The organism is Desulfobacterales bacterium (assembly GCA_034003325.1).
Lineage (GTDB): Bacteria > Desulfobacterota > Desulfobacteria > Desulfobacterales > JAFDDL01 > JAVEYW01.
Map to the genome: position 1 here is coordinate 17,787 of JAVEYW010000024.1, position 18,060 is coordinate 35,846.

Sequence of the window (18,060 nt, forward strand, 5' to 3'; positions counted from 1 at the left end):
TCATAGATCTTCCACCTTCAGCTGGGTCGGAGCCTCGCTCCCCCCGAAATTAATAAATACCGGCTTTTCATATACCTGCCCCTGAATGAAGCAACCACTTATAAAAATCCCAGTGTTGTCCTGCGTTTCTTTTTGAAGGATATTGATGTGGATATTGGTCACAACGTACTCGTAGCCCTTATTATTCAGTGACAATTGGAACACCGGGTCCGCCTCTTCCACGTCATACCCGGAGGCTATGCCTGCCGTTGCCGTATCCCGCAGATATTCGAATGAAAACTCAGTATGTGCCTCCGACGATAGCTCAGTTGTCAAAATACGAGACGGATTAACTAACCCCCTGCTTTGGTCGATGACATGCACGGGGCCAAACGTAGAATTCCCGGACCCATATATCATCTGCCCATTGACCTGCCACGGTTCGCCATCTGGTCCCCATTCAGGCCAATCATATTGGTTCATGACCTCCACCGTAATCCTGTATTTCGGTGCGGGGCACGGGAAGTGCTTTATCCAATGGCAATCGGGGTCGCATATCTTTAAATTAATTGGGTTGGTATGAATATACGCGCCAACCCCGTCACCGTCATCATCGCCTCGCGGTTCATAGCCTATCGAATCGCATGGCCATTTTGATATGTTTTGATAATTTGTGACCTTAAAATAGGATGGGTATGGATCGATCCAGGGCACATTCAAATCGGAGGTCTCATATAACGGCCCGTGTTCAATGCCATACCGCGTATATTCCAGCAGATAGGCCAGCTGGATATGATCCGAAGGAATATCCGGCATAACCGGCGCCGCATGAATGGTGTAGTCTGGGGTGGATTCACCAACGGTTAACACCGGCCCGTCGACTCCTATCGATAAAACGATATATCCGAATAAAATGTGCCACCCCATGCCGGGGAACCCATCTGGCGGAATGATTTGCAAGTCGTCCCCAGCCCATTCGGATGTTTCCCCCATAACGGCAAAATCCCCCATGGTGTGAGAGGATGGGTCTTCCATCATCATCGGGTCCACTGTGGCCATCACCTCCGTGCCGGCGTAAGCGTATAATTCCCCGTTGATGCGATAGGTGCCTGGAGAAACGATAAAGCGTGTGCCGGTCGAATCGATAGTGACTTCCAGCCCGCTGATGATGCCGTCAGACAATGTCGGGTTGACCAAATCGGTGACCGATACGGCGAACGGAATGGCGCGGCCTTCGCCGGAGATTTCGACGTAGCCCCTGACACCGCCCCGATGCGTGATCCGAACGGCGTTCCCGACCTTCATATAATACGGGAGCGTAAACCAGTTGCGCGGGTAATGGGCAGTCACGAGCTTGCTTGACCCGTTTATTTTAACCCTTGCCACCTTTGATACCGTATCGATAGCCACCAGCACGGCGTCCCTGGTTTCAGTCGCGCCCGCTATTTTTTTAGCGACATACCGGTCAACAAATTTTCTGCCGTATTGACGCATTACAGCCTCCACATCGTGACGGTGTCCGTGAACCCGCCGTCACCACCGTCATTTGAATCCGGTTTCAAATAGGATCGCGTCAACCCGGTAGCAAACCCGCGGATCGGCTGGCCTGTGTACGGATGGGATAGACTGACTATATCTCCGATTTCATCCTGTAAATGGGCCGTTTTTACAACCTTGACCGTGTTTCGTTGCGCCCGGGCAATGCCAAGCTCAAAGGCGGCCACCATTAAGCAATGCCCTACCTCGTAGCAAAACGGATCATCGATACTTTCGGTTACTATCTGCCCGTTCATCTCTTGTTGCTTTTCGACATCATCAGCCTTGCCCGATATTTGCTGCTTCTCATAACCAACAGGGGATGCCCAGACGGTGTAATGATACATCGCCACGGAAGACAGCGTTTCAAATAGCGCGGAACACGCCGTTGATGTCATGGCGATGTAAATCCCGCAATTTCGGCTACCATCACATGTCATAGCCATGGTGGCTGTCCCTACCAGCAATGCAATCTCACCGATCACATAACCGATCAGGCTCGGCATCTCGGTCTTAACCTCGCACCATTGGTGCAGATCGTCCTCGCCCACGATGCCCTCGCTGCCATATCCTGAGAACAAGCCCATGAACGGCCCGTAATCCTTTACGCTCTGATGGACTTCCAGCCGCGGATTCAGGCACGTCCTTGATTTGTCCTCGGAGTACCAAACCTTGACCTTGTTCTCGCCACCCCACCAGCCAAGAGTCCCGTTGAGGGTTTTGATTGCTTCGGCCTCATAGAGGACCTCTATATTGTCATGGCTCTCGCCATTCACGACCACCTGATTGACGAAATTCGAATAATTATCCTCCGGCGAAAACTCGATGATCACGGCCTGCGGGTAGATATTATCGGTTTCTGCGCGAGATAAATCAATCCGCCGAAAGGTGACCTTGTTGCTGGTATCCACGCAGGCAAAATACCCGAAATGGTCGCACAAACTTTTCACGATGTCCGCAAAGCTTTGATCCACCCATTGAATGAAGCATTCGTGCTCATTGGCAAACGCCGGGACATCGTAGCCGGAGGCCGTCAGCCCGCAATGATCCTGAAGTAAATCAATCAGAATATTATCCGGCATCGCCGAAGAATAATCTTCTGTCGCCACGATATTCATGTGCTCCCACACTGTGCGCTGGTCTTCCGCGGTAACGGAAATAACGGGCGCCGACCCTTTCACATAAGAAACCCGGTTTTCGGTGACGATAAACAGCCCTTGAGATTGCCAGTAAGGCACGCCACCGATCGTTTCACCGAAACTGATATCGATCACGCGGCCTTTTTTGACGGCATTAGACAGCGTGGATAATGCATTTTGTGGGTCGAAGAGATGGCCGTCTGCCAGGGAGAATGTTAACCTGTTCGGGCCCGTGATGTCCCAGGTAATGTCGATAGGGGTTCCGGACACCAGCCGTGATGTCAGATCGGGCGATTGCGTCTCTGAGTCCCACATAACGGATCGCTTGGTTATCCTTCGGTTTGTCCATACCGCCCATAGGCTGTCCGTTTCATCGTAGACCACGGATGCATCGTAATCATACGAATTCAGCGTCAGCACGGCCGGTTCCGCTGAAAACGAATACGTGTTCCCTTCCACCAGCGCGCCGGTGTAATATTTACTCTGTTGAAAAGCGCCGGTCTCATTGAAGGCCGCCACGTAGGACTTGGTCTGATAGCCGGTCGTCCAATATGCGCCTGCGAAGATAGTCTGGTCGGTTGGGTTGTAAGCGACACTGCGAAAACCGAGTAACCCGCCGTTTGCTATCCCCGGAACGGTCTCCTCGTTATAATACGTCCATTCGTAAGTTTGTGGATCAAACGTGACAACGCCAAATTCAGTTGTGGTGGCGATCAATATTTTACCGTCCGGGCCGACTGTCTTGCCATTCAGGGCATAACTGTCGAGGGAGGCATAAGTCGGCCGGTGATAAGAAACGCTTTGAGCCGCGATATTGATATCCATTAAGCCGCGCCGGTCTTCCTGGCCATAATTCTCGCAATAGTCAAACGATCCGTACAGATGCCCGTTGGCATAACATAGCCTTCTGATCCCGCATTTATGGAAAGAAGAGTTTGTAATATAATTCATGGAGAAGATCAGTTGACCGGTAGATAGCTGGATTACCCATAGCCCGCCATGGTATTGTTCGTTGCCTACCGCAAGGGAATTATGCGCCGCCACGAACAGGAGATCGTCATCCGGAGAAACCAGGAAATTATTATCGTCGCCTTGAGTTATGACCAGCCTTGTCGCCTGATAACCGATTTTCCATACCTCAGTGAAACTGGCAAGATTTGTTATAGGATCGACATTCTCAGCAAGATCAATCGATCCGACGATGATCGTCGCGCAATAAGCCGAGCTGTAAGCCAATAGAAGGTATAACCGGCGGTCGCTCGCCACCACCTGGGCTGCGATTACGGGGCAGCTATGATTTATATCATACGCACACCCCACCGACATTTGCGCATTCATGTTCGGGTCAAGGCCGTAGGTGATACTTTCATTCAAGCTATATTGCACAATGGTATCGGCCTCGGCATTGTACACAGCGAAATGAAATCCGCCGCTGATCCCGAAGCAGAGAAACTGCCCATCGCTACGCCATTTATCACTCAAAATATTGTTGGCGGTATAAATATCGCTGAACGCTGGCACGGTGTGGTTCGTAACCGCTTTTTGAATCGTCCAGGTCGCGATATCAATGGTTAATAGGCCCACAATATGTTTGGTGCCCGAGCTATTGTAAGAATTGAGCACATGCAGCAATCCAGTAGCCGGGTCATAATGCATTTCTGTGGGGTATAAATCGTCATAAATGACTTCGCCGCCGCTGGCCGCCAGATACCCGACCGAATCCGCATCAATAAACCTGACCGTCTCCTCCTCGGTGTAGGCCAATATGATGTCCCAGTCGCTTTTTTCGGCGATACTGGGGTATTTCGCATCCTGCGCCAGGTTGGTATAATTCGTGACCTGATCCCCGGCTGCCCAGGTGACACCGTTATCGTTCGACAAAAAGGTGAAGATGTTGGTAATGATCTGGCCGTTCTCGTTTTCGAAACTCGCGTATTCAATGGCCAGCACCAGCGCCCCGGTGGATGCCTGATACAGGCACGGGTTCAGCTTTTCGCGATCATCCGCCAGCCCGGGCAGCGAGAAATAGGAGATGGCCCCCCAGGCCAGAAAATCAGCGGATGCATAACTGCCGATACTCCAGACGCCGGTGCTCTCGTTTAAAATGCCAATGGCAGCCATATAGGTGCCGTTGGCCAGTTTCACGACCGTGCCGCCCGAGATGGTATAGCTGGTGCTCCAATCCTGTATGGTAGATAGCGCCGTTACGACCGCGCCCGCGGGGGTAATGACCATTCTCCGGATCAGGCCATTTGGCACGTCCACCAGGATCACGCCGATGTTGCCGTTTGGCAGCTCGACCATGCAGGGGATAAACTCGCTTGAAACGCCGTCATAAATCACCACCGGCTGCGTAAACTGCAATTTATCCGCGTCGGACCGCATGAAATAAACCCGGTCATACTGCGGCTCGCTATAAAGGATCGCCAGTGAATCATCCGAGAGCCGGATCATGTTCGGCGCCACTTCGTTTTCCGCGAAATTAGGGTTAAAAATACTTCCGTCAAATGGCAGCTCAGGCAAATAGGTCGATGAGCTCATTTTGACGATGGGTAGGCGTTCCATACTGTTCTGCGCAGATAATAATGCCGGGTCCAGTGTGATCATCTTATCTCCACAGAAGCAATCGATGGGGTTACATGGATCGCTTTGTTGTTCATCGAATAGAATTTCCTTGCCGTCGTCATAGCTGCATCCGGGCCAATCCTTACGAACCGGCCATGATGGGCCAAAATATTCCCGGTTCCGGGCGTTTCTGCATCCACATAAAACCCACGCAGCCACCCCCAGTTTTCAAAGAGAAACCCGTCCATGACGACTGGATCGTATTCAACCTCACCCGGAGAGTATTCCGTGTCCTCTTCGACATCCAGCATCGCATATCGCATCTCATCAAAATACCACTGGGGGTTGTCCACGCTTTCTGAGGACGGCGAAATGTGGAACCGAAAATAATCGGCGGCATCGCATTCCGTGATGGTCGCAACCGTATCAGACCGGGTGACCTCCGCTTTGGCGACCCCAAGATACACATCCGGACATGGAAACGGCTCATGAAGGAAGAGCAGCCCGTTCAATTTATCCGCCAGATAATCGCTGAACCCACACCAGTTCACCCCGTTGTCATAATGATTGAGCGCATCCCAGGTGAAATCCAACGTCCCGGCGGGAAAATAAATCTTCTTCCCGGCGTATGCCGGAATGGGGATCAACATGTCGTTAAAAATCGCCCGCGCGATATAATTGCCCCCCACCGGCGCATCATATAACGCAAACCCGGCGATGGCTCCCAAATCCACAATGGGGACCGGAAAAACGACATCGCTTGCATTGGTGACAGTCCGGGTATCCACCCGCTCCCAGTCCACCGCGACCCGATGATACCCGTTATCGGTCCTTGGCTCGGGCTCGAAAAAAGGTGCCCCGGCGGACAGGGCGGTCTGCGCAAACGCCGTAACGGGATGCAGGCCGCACCACAGGGTAGTCGGCGGCGCATAAGGAACCTTGTCAAAGGCATGGCGGAGTAGCGCCTGCGCTACCGGCCGGGATAGCGCATTTTCTGAAAGGGCATAGGATGTTAATGCCATTGAATTACCTCATGTTGCCGTGAAGCTTCTGATGTTGAGTTTCATTTTTTAACCTCATTACGGAGGGTCTAATAACGCCAGTTCGGTTTCCGAAATGATTTGGAGAACGAGCTTTACGTCAAATCGAAACGGCTGATGATGAAACGTCGCATCGTTGTAAACCCCGTCCAGGGATACAACGGCGACCGCATATTCCATCCCGTGTTCCGTCGTGGTGCTCGGTTTTGGGCACCATGTGATGGCACTCGGCGATAAGTAAAGCGTCCGCAGCTCTTCGTACATCTCATCCGACATCAGGGTCCAGAACAGGTTCACGCGTTGGCCCGCGATATTGGCAGGCCACTGGAATACCGCCGCCCCGGAATATGTCTGGACGGAGGCGAACACCTTTTTGCTTTCCGGAATGGTCATCTTCTCCGGGTCATCCTCGAACGAATAGCTCCCAAGCGTTTGTTCCGCCATCTATCGCATCTCCCGTCTCATGATCTGGATGACCAGCGCCTCGATTTCACCCGGGAGAACCCGGGACAGCCTGTTGACATTGTCGGCGCCGGATACGGTGACCGGGACCGATACGGAGAAAGCTCCCGGGGCACCAGGCACCTCACCACCCGAGGCGAGCGCATACGACGGCCTTCGAACCGACGCCGGCAGAGCAAACTGCGCGAAGAAATCTTTCGGGATCAATCGCCTGCGGATCGCCTCCATAATGGCAGATCCGTAATACTGAACCGAGGACACCGGGTGCACATATTCTCCGGCGGTCGCCCAAATCGGTATGTTGTCGGCCCTGGAGTGGGGCGAGTGTCCGGGGATCCGGCCGCCGGATGCAAGTTTCACGGCAGATCCGGATCCGCCGCCGACCTCACCGCCCAGGCCGAAAAAGCCTGAAAAGCCTTTCATCGCCTTCATCATCAGCCATTTGGCCATCATTTGCGACGCCATATCCGACCAGGCCTTGACGATGCCTTTCGCGAATGAGCGGAAGTAGTCGGCGGCTGATTTCAACTGCCCGGACCACACATCATCAAAAAACGAGGACAGCGTACCGGTGAGGTTTTGGACCATGCCGTTATATACGTCGTATCCCTGCTGACCGAGCCGGTCCTGGTCCTTGATCATGTCCTTGTGCGCCTGCTTGATGCCGTCATAAAACCGGTCCGAATTGAGCGCCTGCTGGCGAAGGATGTTTTCCAGCTCGTTCTTGTACCAAAGGTCGATAATGGACTGATCGATTTTCAGCTTCTTGTATCGTTCCACCTGCAGGTCGAGGATGGCGGCCTGGGCCTCAAACGATTCCAAGCTTGAGGTGCCGATTGACTGATACATGCTTTGAACGGCCTGGGCGCGCTCTAGCGCGAGGGACTTTTCGCCGTCGATAAGCTCCTGGTTGATGCCAAGGATGTCCCGTTTGTGCTGCTCGATCAGCGCGAAAAGTTCGTCTTCAAGCGCCATGCGCTTTTTGGTGTCGGTTTCCGCAGCGATCCCCTGCTGGATGATCTTCTTGTTGAGCGCGAAGGTGCTTTCAAGGATGGCGGAGCGTTTCTGAATGTACGACTGCAGCGAAACTTTGTCGGTATCATAGAGAACCTTCAGCGCGGCCAGTTCGGTTTCGGATACCGCCTGGTTCCTTTCCACCGCCCGCTGTGCGATGGCGTCCTGAATGTCGGCCGCTTCCTTTGCCTGCTCGATTTTCAGGTTGATGACATCCCGCGCGTGCGCCTGTTCCAGCTCGAAAAGTTTTGCGTTGAGCTTGACCCTTTCCGCATTGGTGGTGCCCTCCATCGATATCATCCTGGCGATGAGGGCCGCCTCCTTGCCGTATTCCTGGTTGATGATCGCAAGTCTGTCCGCGAAATATTTCTCAAGCGAGATTTTCCCGAGCCGATACCCCTCCTGGAGCTTCAGCAGCATAGTTTCGTTGGCCGATTTCATGCGGTCCAGCTCCGCATTGAGTTCGGCCAGCACAAGCGCCGGATCAGCCACCGCATCCGGCGGCGGGGCGACCACGATGTTTTTGGCGATTGCCGCCCGGGCCTTGTCGATTTCGGCGAGTCTCCGGTTCACAAGCTCAAGCGCGCCGGCGGCATTTTTGGCTTCGGCGGTCGCGTTCCCGAGCCAGTTTGTTTCCTCCGACTGCTGTTCCAGCTGCATTTTCAGCGCGAGCAAGTAGGCCCTGGCCTTCGATAAGTCGCCCTGAAGTTTTTTCAGATCCTCGTCGGTCTTTCCGACCAGGTCCTTTCCTTCTGGCGGTTTATAATCCGCGTATTCCTTCAGCTTCTCCATCAGCCCGGTGGTGCTTTTTTTCAACCGGTCCTGGGCGTTTCCGGCCTCGTTGGATGCGGTTCTCCATTGCATGATCGCGATGATCAGCTGATAGATTTCATACACCCCATAGGCCGCAAGCGCGGCGACAAAGCCCCGGAGCTGGATGGTGAGGGTTGCCGTAGCTCCCGACACCCCGAGAATCGCGGCTTTGAGCGCCCCAAGCCCGGCCACCGCCGTTTTGGTCGCTCCCAGTACGCCGATGGCGGCGGCAAACGCTTTCATGCGCCGGAACACCATCAATATCGGCCCCACCAGCGCAATATATGCCAGTTTCATGGTCACAGCCCCCGCCGCAATCTGCACGATCAGGGGCAGGGCCGGCCCCATGGCGGAGGTGATTTTCAAGAAGGCATCCGCGATCCGGATACCCGCTATCGCGACATTTGCGAAAACGTCCGCGATCTCGCCGACCTTGGTTTTGAGATCCCCGCCGAACTCCGAGATGACCTTCCCGATCGCCTTGTCGACTTCCTTGAATGCCGCAACGATGCGCTCGTTAAACGTGAATGTCCCGGCCGACTCATCGACCGTCACAATCGCATCCCGCAGATTGAGAAGCATCTTCGTGGCATTCTTAAAGCTGCCGGAAAGACCCTCGCCAAACGCCATCTGAAGGGCGTCGGCAAGGTTACTCGCGGCGCCGGTCCATGTCTTTGCGGCGGCGCTCCCGGCATCCTCGAAGGCTTTTAACTTCTGGACCAGATAATCAAAGAGCTCCCCGCTCTTGGTGAGCTCCTTGATTTTTTCGTTTGTCAGCCCCAGGGCCTTGGCGATTCTGGCGTTACGATCAATCGTCCCGTCCAACACCGCGCGTAATTCTTGCCCCAGCTGGTCTATCGGCAAGGACAGGGAGGCGGCCGCCTGGGTCATCAATTTGGTGAATTTAACGATTTGGGCCGGGTTGAATCCGGCTTTGAACGCAGGGCCGATACCTTCCTGCAGGGCGCTAAGCAACCCCTCATAGGTCGCCGTGGTCTCGAGCCCTGCAATTTGAAGTTCTTTCTGAATTCTTTCCGCTATCGCCATGGATGCCGTGTATGCCTCCTGGGCGGAGACGGCCTTTCCTTGCGAATCGGTGAAGGTGTTGAACGTGCGGACCAGGGCGGCGATGCCGATCCTGGACTGTTCGACCGTGCTGTTGAATGCGATACCACTTGCGGCGGCCCGTCGGAAAAGATCCGCGCCGCCGAGAACGGCCGCCATCCGGGTGAGCATGCCGGTGAATTGATTCGCGGTTCCGTTGAGGCTTCTCAAGGTGGCCTGATAGGCCTGGCTCGACATATTGAGCCGGTTGATACCGCCCGAAAGGCCCTTCAATACTTGACCGCCGGACTGCTTCAGGGCTATGATGATGTTCAGCGCATTATTCATTCCCGGGGGTCTCCATGGACACTCTTTTCACCATCATCGGTATCGTAATCGCTTCGCGGGTGTTGTCGTTTCCCATCTGCGCATTCCTTCCGGTGATCGGGAGCGTCCTTTTTCTTGCGATGGTTTTCGCCGGCCTATGGCTGATACTCTCACCATCCGCCGCGGTCATCGGGCTTGCCTGCCTGCTTTCAATCCTTTGGGCCCTGGGCCAAGCAGACGCTATTTCTTCATGAACTCCGAAAACGCTTTTTTGTCGGCATGGTATCCCAGGCGGGAGGCCAGTGCCGAATCCTTCAACTCTCTGTCCCGCATTTCCGCCAGGGATTCCAGCGCAAGCAGAAAATAACCGAACCCGTATTCATGCGCGCCTATATGGCCAGCTTCAACGAGTCGGCAACAATGCCGGAAAAGCTCTTCTCCAGAGAGGCCTTTAGTTCCGACAGGATTTTTTCCGCGCCCATCGCCCTGGCGACATCGAAAAAAGCGGCGTTTACCTCCTTTGCGGCATCCCAAATCGTCTGCAGCTCGGACGGCGCCATTTCGATGATGTCTTCCAGTTTCAGGTCCACCACCTTCGGTAAATGACCAATCAAAAGCTCTTTGATGCCGGCCGCAGCGTTGCCGTCCGCCGACTCCAATATTTCGATGATATCCTTGACGCGAAGCTCTTTGACCGTGATCTCTTTCTCATCGAGCTTGATGATTTTGTGCTTTCGCATAAACGCATTTCCTTGAAAAATCCCCGCGGTCAAAGAGGCGCCGCGGGGTGTGGATTTGATAGTGGGTTTATCCTGACCGAAGCGGCTTAGGCGATAGGCGTCGCCGCGGCATCGGTATGGAAGAGTACAGCCCAGGTACCGGCGGCCATGGCCAGAATCTTGCCGGTGAATTCAAGCGTCGCGAAGTCCTCGGTGAGCCAACTCATATCCCCGGACGGCTCGATTTGCGCCTTGTAGACAATGACTTCGCAGTCCCTCTCGTTGGCCTGGTCCATCCCGATCATCCGGATGAAGCACTCGAACTTGTTCACGTCATTCGCGGTGACCTTGAAGCCGGTTGTGGCCGCCCAGTAATATTCGACCTTGAGGGTGGCCCCGTCCCCGATGTCCCCGGTGGAAAGCGCCATGATGCGGCCCGTCTCGTAGTCCACCACATAGTCGTGGTCATCCCCCTCATCATAAGTGGCGTCTCCGGCGGAATTTTTCACCACGGGCTTGTGGGCCGTTTGGGTATCCAAATTCCGATGGGTAAGCGGCGTCCATGCGTCCAGGTGGGCCACAATGGATTCGGCTGATCCAACGTTGTCGTCCTCGGTCTGGTCGTTATCCGCGTCCGTTCCAAACATGGCCAGGGCCAGGTTTTTCCGGTTGATGTCCGTGAGCGTGAATTTGATTTCCTGCTCGCTTTTGGTGATGACGGACTTGATCGTCTGCGCGTAATTTGCCCGCCGCATGCCGATCAGTTCTTTTTTCTCGATGCTCGGCGGGTTGATGACGAAGTTCTGGGCGTTCCCGACATCCCGCTCACCCCCGAGCGTGCCGGTGGACGGATCATAAATGGCGATCTGCAGATCACCCGAGCCAAGGAAGCTTTCCTCTTGATAGGCGGTTGTCATTTCATGTTCTCCTTCGTGAATAGATTTGCTCTATGGTTGCATCAACCGTGCTGATGAACTCAGGATACGCGTTGATGGTCTCTGATTTTGAATCAAACGTGATTTTCGCGAACCGCTCGGCCTTCAGGACAGCATGAACTTTCTCCCTAAAGGTTTCGACATCGAGCATCCCGGCATATGTCCTTGTGGCGGATATAGCGATGGGGTCATCCTCTTCGTCTTCCCCCGGCACCGTTACCACCGCTGTGGATATGGTCTTGTCGTACACCCCGACCCCGATGCTTGCGATCCATGCGATCATGCTTTGCGAATTACCGTACGCCTCCGCGACACCCTCAATAACAATTACCGGGTAATCGGTCTCCGCCGGCGGATTTTCGATATCGATCCCGACGAAAACGGTCGGCGTCTTCCCGTACTTCGACACGCACCAGGCCGATATCTCCTGGCTGTTGGCCACTGCATCCCGTATTTTCTCTATCAACTCGGATGTCGTCAGCATCATGCGCCCCTCGGGTTGAACCGGCCGCCTGTGGCGTACTTGTCATAGGCTTCCCAAAATTTCTTTTCAAAGTGGTTGGTTGCCTTTTGCTCCCATCGCTTTCGCACCACATCGACCCACGGCCTTGCCGGCGTTTTCAATGTGTCGGTCTCTTTTCTGACGGGAAATCCGGACGCGAACAAAAACCGCCGCATCTTGGGCGTTATCTTCGTCCCGAACCCGGCGACGTTCTTTTTCATCCACACGTAATAAATCGGCTTTGGTTTCAGCAGGCCGATTTCAACCATCGTATCTTCCGGATCAACGCTGTACCGGACCATGTTGACGAATCTGGAAAACGGCTCTTTTCGGGTGCTCAACTTTTGGGCAACCCGTCCATCGGCCCCGTGCAGCCTCGATGTCCCGGACACCCATTTTTTATTTCTTCTGACCTTGGACCATTTTACCGACCGGCCCGATCGCTTTGCGGTCGGGTGCGTTGCCGATAAAACGCCCGTGTGGGGATTCAGACGCGGCTGAAGCGCGCGGCCGGTCTTCTTCAGATCCTGTTGAACATTCCATCCGAGTGATTTCAGCGCCGATGCGCGACACCTGGAAAAAACGCCCGGCAGATCGATCACGGACTTGAGAAGATCGGTCATGCCTGTCATTTTCACCTGGATATCGATCATACCCGCTGCCTCCCCATGATGGACCGTATGTCCCGCTCCACTTCCCAGCGCATCAAATCATCGTTCGACCCCGCGTCCCGGATCAGCTTCCACACCGTGCCGTCTTCCGCCGTCAACGTGTCCTGATACTGCGGTGACGCAAGATCCTCCCGGCTGAAATAGGCGTGGGCAAAAACCTTGTTGACCGCCGCGTCATCCTGCCGCCCGTGGCTGACAATGATCGCCTGGAGCTGCACCGGCTCGTATTCCTCGCCTTCCTCCATCTCGGGAAGAACGTGGGGAACATGCGTCACCATCCTGGAAGGACCGTCGGAAGCCCCCAGGATGATGGACATGTCGGATGATATATCGCTCCAAAACGTCATGGATCACCACTCATCAGGTCAAGTACGTGTCAGTCCACAAGAACCCGGAAACCGCGCTGCATATTTTCGCGTCGAAGCACTCGGACGCCTCTACCACCCATTGTTTCGGGCTGGATTCCCACCATCTGCGCACGGATCTGGCGCCGGTTTTCCGGATGACTTCATCCGGGATGTTGGTGTTGTTCCAGGTGAAGGTGTAGCCGGCGGACGGCATTTCAATCGCTGGCCTCGGGGAGACATACCCGAGCCATGCGGAGCCCTGTCCGGTATTGGTTTCCCACAGGTCGACCGCCGTGAACTCGGTTCCGGCGAGGGTTTCTTCGTCGCTCGAATAGATCGCGCCACCCACCAGCACCCTGTCAACCTCGGCCAGCATGGCCAGCATCTGGGGCGTGACCTCGGCCGGACTTCCTTTGGTGCCGGTATATTTGATGCGATCGAGCAACACGGATGACTCTTTCAGCGCCTTGAAGGTTTTGGCATCCATAATGAGGGTGTTTGGATACAGGCCGATGCTCTGCCGGATCGTTTCACGTCGCGTCAAAATGTCGGTCAGAAAGGTATTGGTCGAATCCGTGGCCGCCCATAAACCGGCGGCGTCCTCCGTCATGTTCGGCCAGTTTGCGGCCGTGCAAATCAGATCCGCGACCACCTTCTCCTTGGCCAGAAGGATTGATTGTGTGACAAAGTCAATCCCGGTCGCGATGGGCTGTAGCGGGATATCCGCATTGTTGATCAGCTCGATCGGGATAGGGTGCGCGAACGCATATTCCTTGCAGGAATACGTATCAGCGGTCAGTTTGTATCCGCCGCGACGCGCATCCGCGCCGGGTCCACGCAGGCCCGCATCGTTTCGGAACCAGTCCCCGCGCAGGAACTTGAAAAAATAATCGGATTGTTTTTTCACCGGCACAGTCGGAAACACCTGATCCGCAATGAACATGCTGTTCCGGTAGGCGATTGACAAATTGCTGAGCGCCGCATCTTTATGGGCACTGGCAGGCGTTGGAAGCATGGCTGTTATCCTTTCTCGTCAAATTGAACGTCCCTATATCAATGAACCACGGTCCCGAGACTGTAGATGGTGACCGCTTCGGCTTCTGCTGTCGCATTGGTGACGACCGCAAGGAACCGCTTGCTGTTGTTCTGGGCGATGGTCATCGTCCCGGACAGCGTTATCCCAGCACCCGCCGTGACGGTGATGGTCTCATCGCCATCCGCAGTATTTCGGATTGTGAATTCGAAGCTTGAGGTGACAATCGCACCGGCAACCGCTGCAACTATTTGCGCCGCTGTCGGGGTAACATCTTCGCGCCCTGCGCCGGCCGGATCCCTCAAAATCAACCCGCCGACAAGATTTGCCGCCGTATAGGTCGCCACACCGGCAGTATTGATGGTCGCAACTGCCGTTATCCCCTGCACCGCGTCATTGATGGCCGGGAACGGGGAGGTCAACAGAACCGTCGCCAGATCATTTTCAGCACCGGCCGCACCCACGACCATTGCGCGGGTATAGGTCGGGGCAGCCGTGTTCACCTCTCCCTTACCGGCGTCGGCCGCGTCCACATACTCGTGTTTGACGAAGGCGCCAACCCCCAGCGCGGCATTCGCAACCATCTTGCTGACGCCGAAAATCCGCACCACGGCCGCTTCTCCTGCAGCAGGGGCATTCTGCAAAATACCGATAGACACCTCGGCGGCCGTGTCCGGACGCCTGACACCGGTGCTGGCCAGCACGACAAAGCGATACTGGTCATTCACCAGCGACTCGGCAGCCGGAAAACTGACATCCAATACTTTCTGTTCGTAAGCCATTTTTTCACCCTCCTTTATACGGTGAATTGAGACCAATATTTATCGGCCAGGGTTTTGTCTTCCGTTAGAATCCGCGTGGTCGCATCCGCCAACGAAATCTTTTCCTTCACCGACAACGCCAGGGCCTGCCTAGATACTTCCGCCGCTGGATCGGTGATGACCGGTGCCGGGGTTGCCGGGGTCTGATGCCCGATGGCGTTATTCCCGGACGCCGCGAGCGCCGCAAGTTCCGCCGTTTTCCGCTCCTTTTCCGCCTTGTAAAACAGCTTGAAGGCGCCATCGACGCTGGTTCCATCCTTGATCGCCTGAAGCGTGGCCGTGGAATCCGCATTTTCAGACAGGATCGCTGTCACCCTCTCACGTTCGGCGCTTGCCGCTTCCACCCTTGCCGAATTGACGTCCACGGACGCCGCCCCCAGCGCAAACACTTCATCATAGAGCGCAGGGTGCTTTTCCTTAAGCTCTTTCAGATCCATGTCGGACCCTCCTTCGGTATAAAAGGTTGTTTCAACAGACACCCTGTCCCCGGCTGATAGCAGCGCGATCGACGTGTCGTTATCGGCCCCCCACGGGACCACAGAGACCTCACCGACAAGCGATTTGGTCCATACTTCCACATTCGGCCCGGACAACACCTTGCCGTTTACTTCCATCGTTTCCTTTGCGCCGAGCTGCCGGATTTGAAGCGGCCGGACGCCGACCGATGCCTGCCAGGGGAATCCTTCGTCCGCGAGTGCCAGCACCTCTTTCCCGGCATCGGTCGAATCCGAGAAAACGCCGGAAAGGGACAGGCCCGCATCGTCTTTGGCGGTTTTTTCCGACCATCCGACAATTTTCCCATGGTCATGGCTTCTCAGAATCGGCACCTTCGCCTTTGTTTTGATCCCCTTGATGTCGATAACGAACGCGCCGAACCAGGTGTCGATCTGCTTGCCGGTATAAGCCAAAACGGAAAACCGCCTGCTTTTCGATCCCTCTGCGGCTTCGGACAATTCAACCGGCGCCGATATGTTGACTATCGATCGTTCAATCTTTGGCATTTTGTTTATCTCCTTCTTCTGGTTCATCCGGCGGCGGCGTTTTGGCTTTCGGCTGCGCCGACAGATCGAGCCCAAGCTCCTTCGCCTTGCGGTCCTCCCGCGCTTTTTGCTCCAGGACCTCTTCCCAGTCCCGCCCCTGGCCGGCGGCTTCCTCGGCAAGGGTTGACAGCCCGTAGTCCATGGCAAGTTTCGAGGCTTCAACTTCCTTTACCGGGTCGACCCATCCCCATCCGCCGCCGATCCAGGAGCATCGACACAATTCCTGGCGGAATTTGTAGAAATCGGGCGCATCGAAGTGGCCCCGAAGATACGCTTCCTCAAGGACCAGTTCCCATATCGGCTGACAAAACTTTTTGGAAAACCACGTCCGCCAGTTCATGAAATGCCGGCGGCCTTCCAGCAGTGCGGCGCGGGCCGACGAGTAATTTGTTTTCGAGAAATCCTTCAGCAGCAGTTCATATGGCATTCCGAGAGAAACGCCGATGAGACGCAGCACGCCCTCCACAAAAGGCGCGAAGGCATCGCCCGGGCGCTTCGGGTCGACCACATTGATCGATTCCCCGACATTGAGGTAATGGACAAGGCCGGGTTCGATCCCCTGGACCCTGGAGCCGTCCGCCGCCCGGGTACTTCCGGCCTGGCTTGCGGCCATCCCCAACGGATCTGCGTTTGTGATAAAAATAGCGAGGCACGCGGCGACCCGTGCGGCAACCACTTCCGCCTCAAGGTAGTCGGCAAGGTGCTTAAAAAAGGACATCGCAGGGGCGAAGAATGGAACGCCGCGTAGCTGACCTACTCTTTTAGGCGGAAAAACGTGCAGGACCTGTGGTCTCCCGTTTTTGTCCCTTGCCGGAATCTCTTTATATTCAACCTTGAGCGTCTCTTTCAGGTTCGGTTTTGAAAATGAATAGGCGATGGGTTGCCCCCTGTCGCCGAGCTTGATTCCCTGCTCAAATCCTTGATTCTCCGATATGCATCGGTCGGATTCAGCCAACTCTATCACGCGGCCGAGCGTGCGCCAGGGATCATTCGCCCATGTGGGAATGGCAAAAACCTCGCCGTCCTCGATTATTTTTCGGATGGCCAGGAACTGGATCTCGTCGAACGACAATCTGTCGTCGGCACCGGCGAGCGGTCCCCACGTCTCCCAGATGGTTTCCGCCTGCCGTTGCAGTTCTTCCGCGCGTTCTGGCGATACGCCGATTGCTTCCGCCCTGATTTTGGACTGAGGGGAAAGGCCGTGGCCGACAATGTTGACCGCCATGGTCTCGGTGGCGCCGCTTCCGACCGGATCATTCCGGTTGATGTCGCGGGATCTTTCCCGGAGCGTGGATAGTTCCCACTGGTCGGGTGTCGTGTTGGATTTGCCGAGGATCCAGTCCGCCATCAGGCGGGAATTTTCCGACCCGCGATACATGGCGTTGGAAAGTTTCAGCTTGGCCCGGGCCTCGCTGCGCCGAAGCGCCAGACCGGGCGCCACCACTTCGATGGAATTATCGATGATTTTCGTAATGAGGTTGGTCATGACGGCCTCCCGAACCGGACCTTGTTGGAAGCGCCACCGGAGGCCGTCGCGTCTATTTTGTCAATCTGGGAGAGAAGCCACTTTTCTTCATCAAGGAGGGTTTTGAGCTGCCCCCGGACGACGCTCAAATCCTGTCCGACGGAATAAGACTGAACTTTTCGCGCCTTGGCGATTTCAACCCTCACCTCGGCAAGTCGTATGGATAAATCGTCTCTGGAATCGTATGGCATGAAAAAACCCCATGAATAATTTTTCTCTAATTATCCATGGGGCGGCCTGGTAAGCCAACAGGCATAAAATGGCATTATGGGGTATTAAAAAAAGTTTTTTTCACTCGAAAAATTTTTGCGGATCGATTTTTCTTTGCTCAACGAATTTTTTCACGGACTCAAGTGAATACCGCCGGGTTTTGGGTCCCCCATTTCCGGAAACCGAAATATCGATGCTTTTCAGGATTCCGTGCTTTTCGTACATGTACACCTGGCCCTCGGATATCGACAGCATCCGCTGCACATCCACAGCCGTCAAATACCTGTCCTCAATCGCGTCATTGACCGACTTGATACGCTCCCGCTTCATCGCCATCG

17 protein-coding genes are annotated in these 18,060 nt (G+C 55.0%); 1 reads left to right on the forward strand and 16 read right to left on the reverse strand.

Annotated features, from left to right (window positions below):
* The 5 genes from RBT11_19060 to RBT11_19080 are packed head-to-tail and all read right to left on the reverse strand — an operon-like array spanning position 1 to position 9,940.
* Complete coding sequence (locus RBT11_19060; protein MDX9788884.1) at positions 1-1,473, reverse strand: hypothetical protein; 1,473 nt, start codon at positions 1,471-1,473, stop codon at positions 1-3.
* A complete protein-coding gene (locus tag RBT11_19065; protein ID MDX9788885.1) occupies positions 1,473-5,261 on the reverse strand; it encodes a hypothetical protein in 3,789 nt (1,262 codons plus the stop codon). Before RBT11_19065 ends, RBT11_19060 begins: the two co-directional genes overlap by 1 nt.
* On the reverse strand, positions 5,258-6,241 hold the full coding sequence (locus tag RBT11_19070) for a hypothetical protein (protein MDX9788886.1): 984 nt from the start codon (positions 6,239-6,241) through the stop codon (positions 5,258-5,260). Before RBT11_19070 ends, RBT11_19065 begins: the two co-directional genes overlap by 4 nt.
* Before the next feature lie 57 nt (positions 6,242-6,298).
* Positions 6,299-6,703, reverse strand: coding sequence for a hypothetical protein (locus RBT11_19075; protein ID MDX9788887.1), 405 nt, complete (start codon positions 6,701-6,703; stop codon positions 6,299-6,301).
* Positions 6,704-9,940 (reverse strand): hypothetical protein, encoded by a 3,237-nt coding sequence (locus tag RBT11_19080; GenBank protein MDX9788888.1) that lies wholly within the window; start codon positions 9,938-9,940, stop codon positions 6,704-6,706.
* A gap of 14 nt (positions 9,941-9,954) precedes the next feature.
* On the opposite strand from RBT11_19080, the gene RBT11_19085 reads away from it, so the two are divergent.
* Positions 9,955-10,173: a hypothetical protein gene (locus RBT11_19085; GenBank protein ID MDX9788889.1), complete on the forward strand. Its 219-nt coding sequence runs from the start codon at positions 9,955-9,957 to the stop codon at positions 10,171-10,173.
* Between the two features lie 135 nt (positions 10,174-10,308).
* Here RBT11_19085 and RBT11_19090 read toward each other — a convergent pair whose 3' ends face one another.
* From RBT11_19090 to RBT11_19140, 11 genes are all read right to left on the reverse strand, one after another.
* Positions 10,309-10,659: a hypothetical protein gene (locus RBT11_19090; GenBank protein ID MDX9788890.1), complete on the reverse strand. Its 351-nt coding sequence runs from the start codon at positions 10,657-10,659 to the stop codon at positions 10,309-10,311.
* An 86-nt stretch (positions 10,660-10,745) separates the two neighbouring features.
* Complete coding sequence (locus RBT11_19095; GenBank protein MDX9788891.1) at positions 10,746-11,555, reverse strand: hypothetical protein; 810 nt, start codon at positions 11,553-11,555, stop codon at positions 10,746-10,748.
* 1 nt (position 11,556) lies between these two features.
* A complete protein-coding gene (locus tag RBT11_19100; protein ID MDX9788892.1) occupies positions 11,557-12,060 on the reverse strand; it encodes a hypothetical protein in 504 nt (167 codons plus the stop codon).
* Positions 12,057-12,728, reverse strand: a complete 672-nt coding sequence (locus RBT11_19105) for a hypothetical protein (GenBank protein ID MDX9788893.1) — start codon at positions 12,726-12,728, stop codon at positions 12,057-12,059. Before RBT11_19105 ends, RBT11_19100 begins: the two co-directional genes overlap by 4 nt.
* Positions 12,725-13,093, reverse strand: coding sequence for a hypothetical protein (locus RBT11_19110; protein MDX9788894.1), 369 nt, complete (start codon positions 13,091-13,093; stop codon positions 12,725-12,727). The genes RBT11_19105 and RBT11_19110 overlap by 4 nt, the downstream gene beginning before the upstream one ends.
* A 13-nt stretch (positions 13,094-13,106) precedes the next feature.
* Complete coding sequence (locus RBT11_19115; GenBank protein MDX9788895.1) at positions 13,107-14,108, reverse strand: hypothetical protein; 1,002 nt, start codon at positions 14,106-14,108, stop codon at positions 13,107-13,109.
* Between the two features lie 38 nt (positions 14,109-14,146).
* Positions 14,147-14,908, reverse strand: a complete 762-nt coding sequence (locus RBT11_19120) for a hypothetical protein (GenBank protein ID MDX9788896.1) — start codon at positions 14,906-14,908, stop codon at positions 14,147-14,149.
* Between the two features lie 14 nt (positions 14,909-14,922).
* Complete coding sequence (locus RBT11_19125; protein MDX9788897.1) at positions 14,923-15,948, reverse strand: hypothetical protein; 1,026 nt, start codon at positions 15,946-15,948, stop codon at positions 14,923-14,925.
* Positions 15,935-17,473 carry a phage portal protein gene (locus RBT11_19130; protein MDX9788898.1) on the reverse strand — a complete coding sequence of 513 codons (1,539 nt, stop codon included), beginning with the start codon at positions 17,471-17,473 and terminating at the stop codon, positions 15,935-15,937. The genes RBT11_19125 and RBT11_19130 overlap by 14 nt, the downstream gene beginning before the upstream one ends.
* Entirely contained in the window at positions 17,470-17,703 is a 234-nt protein-coding gene (locus tag RBT11_19135) for a hypothetical protein (protein MDX9788899.1), read from the reverse strand. Before RBT11_19135 ends, RBT11_19130 begins: the two co-directional genes overlap by 4 nt.
* A gap of 100 nt (positions 17,704-17,803) precedes the next feature.
* On the reverse strand, positions 17,804-18,058 hold the full coding sequence (locus tag RBT11_19140) for a hypothetical protein (GenBank protein MDX9788900.1): 255 nt from the start codon (positions 18,056-18,058) through the stop codon (positions 17,804-17,806).
* Positions 18,059-18,060 lie beyond the last annotated feature (2 nt).

Coding starts and splice junctions, on each gene's coding strand:
- RBT11_19115 (MDX9788895.1), bottom strand. CDS start 14,108: ATGCTTCCAACGCCTGCCAGTGCCCATAAAGATGCGGCGCTCAGCAAT.
- RBT11_19110 (MDX9788894.1), bottom strand. CDS start 13,093: ATGACGTTTTGGAGCGATATATCATCCGACATGTCCATCATCCTGGGG.
- RBT11_19140 (MDX9788900.1), bottom strand. CDS start 18,058: ATGGCGATGAAGCGGGAGCGTATCAAGTCGGTCAATGACGCGATTGAG.
- RBT11_19090 (MDX9788890.1), bottom strand. CDS start 10,659: ATGCGAAAGCACAAAATCATCAAGCTCGATGAGAAAGAGATCACGGTC.
- RBT11_19085 (MDX9788889.1), top strand. CDS start 9,955: ATGGACACTCTTTTCACCATCATCGGTATCGTAATCGCTTCGCGGGTG.
- RBT11_19120 (MDX9788896.1), bottom strand. CDS start 14,908: ATGGCTTACGAACAGAAAGTATTGGATGTCAGTTTTCCGGCTGCCGAG.
- RBT11_19135 (MDX9788899.1), bottom strand. CDS start 17,703: ATGCCATACGATTCCAGAGACGATTTATCCATACGACTTGCCGAGGTG.
- RBT11_19065 (MDX9788885.1), bottom strand. CDS start 5,261: ATGATCACACTGGACCCGGCATTATTATCTGCGCAGAACAGTATGGAA.
- RBT11_19075 (MDX9788887.1), bottom strand. CDS start 6,703: ATGGCGGAACAAACGCTTGGGAGCTATTCGTTCGAGGATGACCCGGAG.
- RBT11_19070 (MDX9788886.1), bottom strand. CDS start 6,241: ATGGCATTAACATCCTATGCCCTTTCAGAAAATGCGCTATCCCGGCCG.
- RBT11_19080 (MDX9788888.1), bottom strand. CDS start 9,940: ATGAATAATGCGCTGAACATCATCATAGCCCTGAAGCAGTCCGGCGGT.
- RBT11_19125 (MDX9788897.1), bottom strand. CDS start 15,948: ATGCCAAAGATTGAACGATCGATAGTCAACATATCGGCGCCGGTTGAA.
- RBT11_19130 (MDX9788898.1), bottom strand. CDS start 17,473: ATGACCAACCTCATTACGAAAATCATCGATAATTCCATCGAAGTGGTG.
- RBT11_19095 (MDX9788891.1), bottom strand. CDS start 11,555: ATGACAACCGCCTATCAAGAGGAAAGCTTCCTTGGCTCGGGTGATCTG.
- RBT11_19105 (MDX9788893.1), bottom strand. CDS start 12,728: ATGATCGATATCCAGGTGAAAATGACAGGCATGACCGATCTTCTCAAG.
- RBT11_19060 (MDX9788884.1), bottom strand. CDS start 1,473: ATGCGTCAATACGGCAGAAAATTTGTTGACCGGTATGTCGCTAAAAAA.
- RBT11_19100 (MDX9788892.1), bottom strand. CDS start 12,060: ATGATGCTGACGACATCCGAGTTGATAGAGAAAATACGGGATGCAGTG.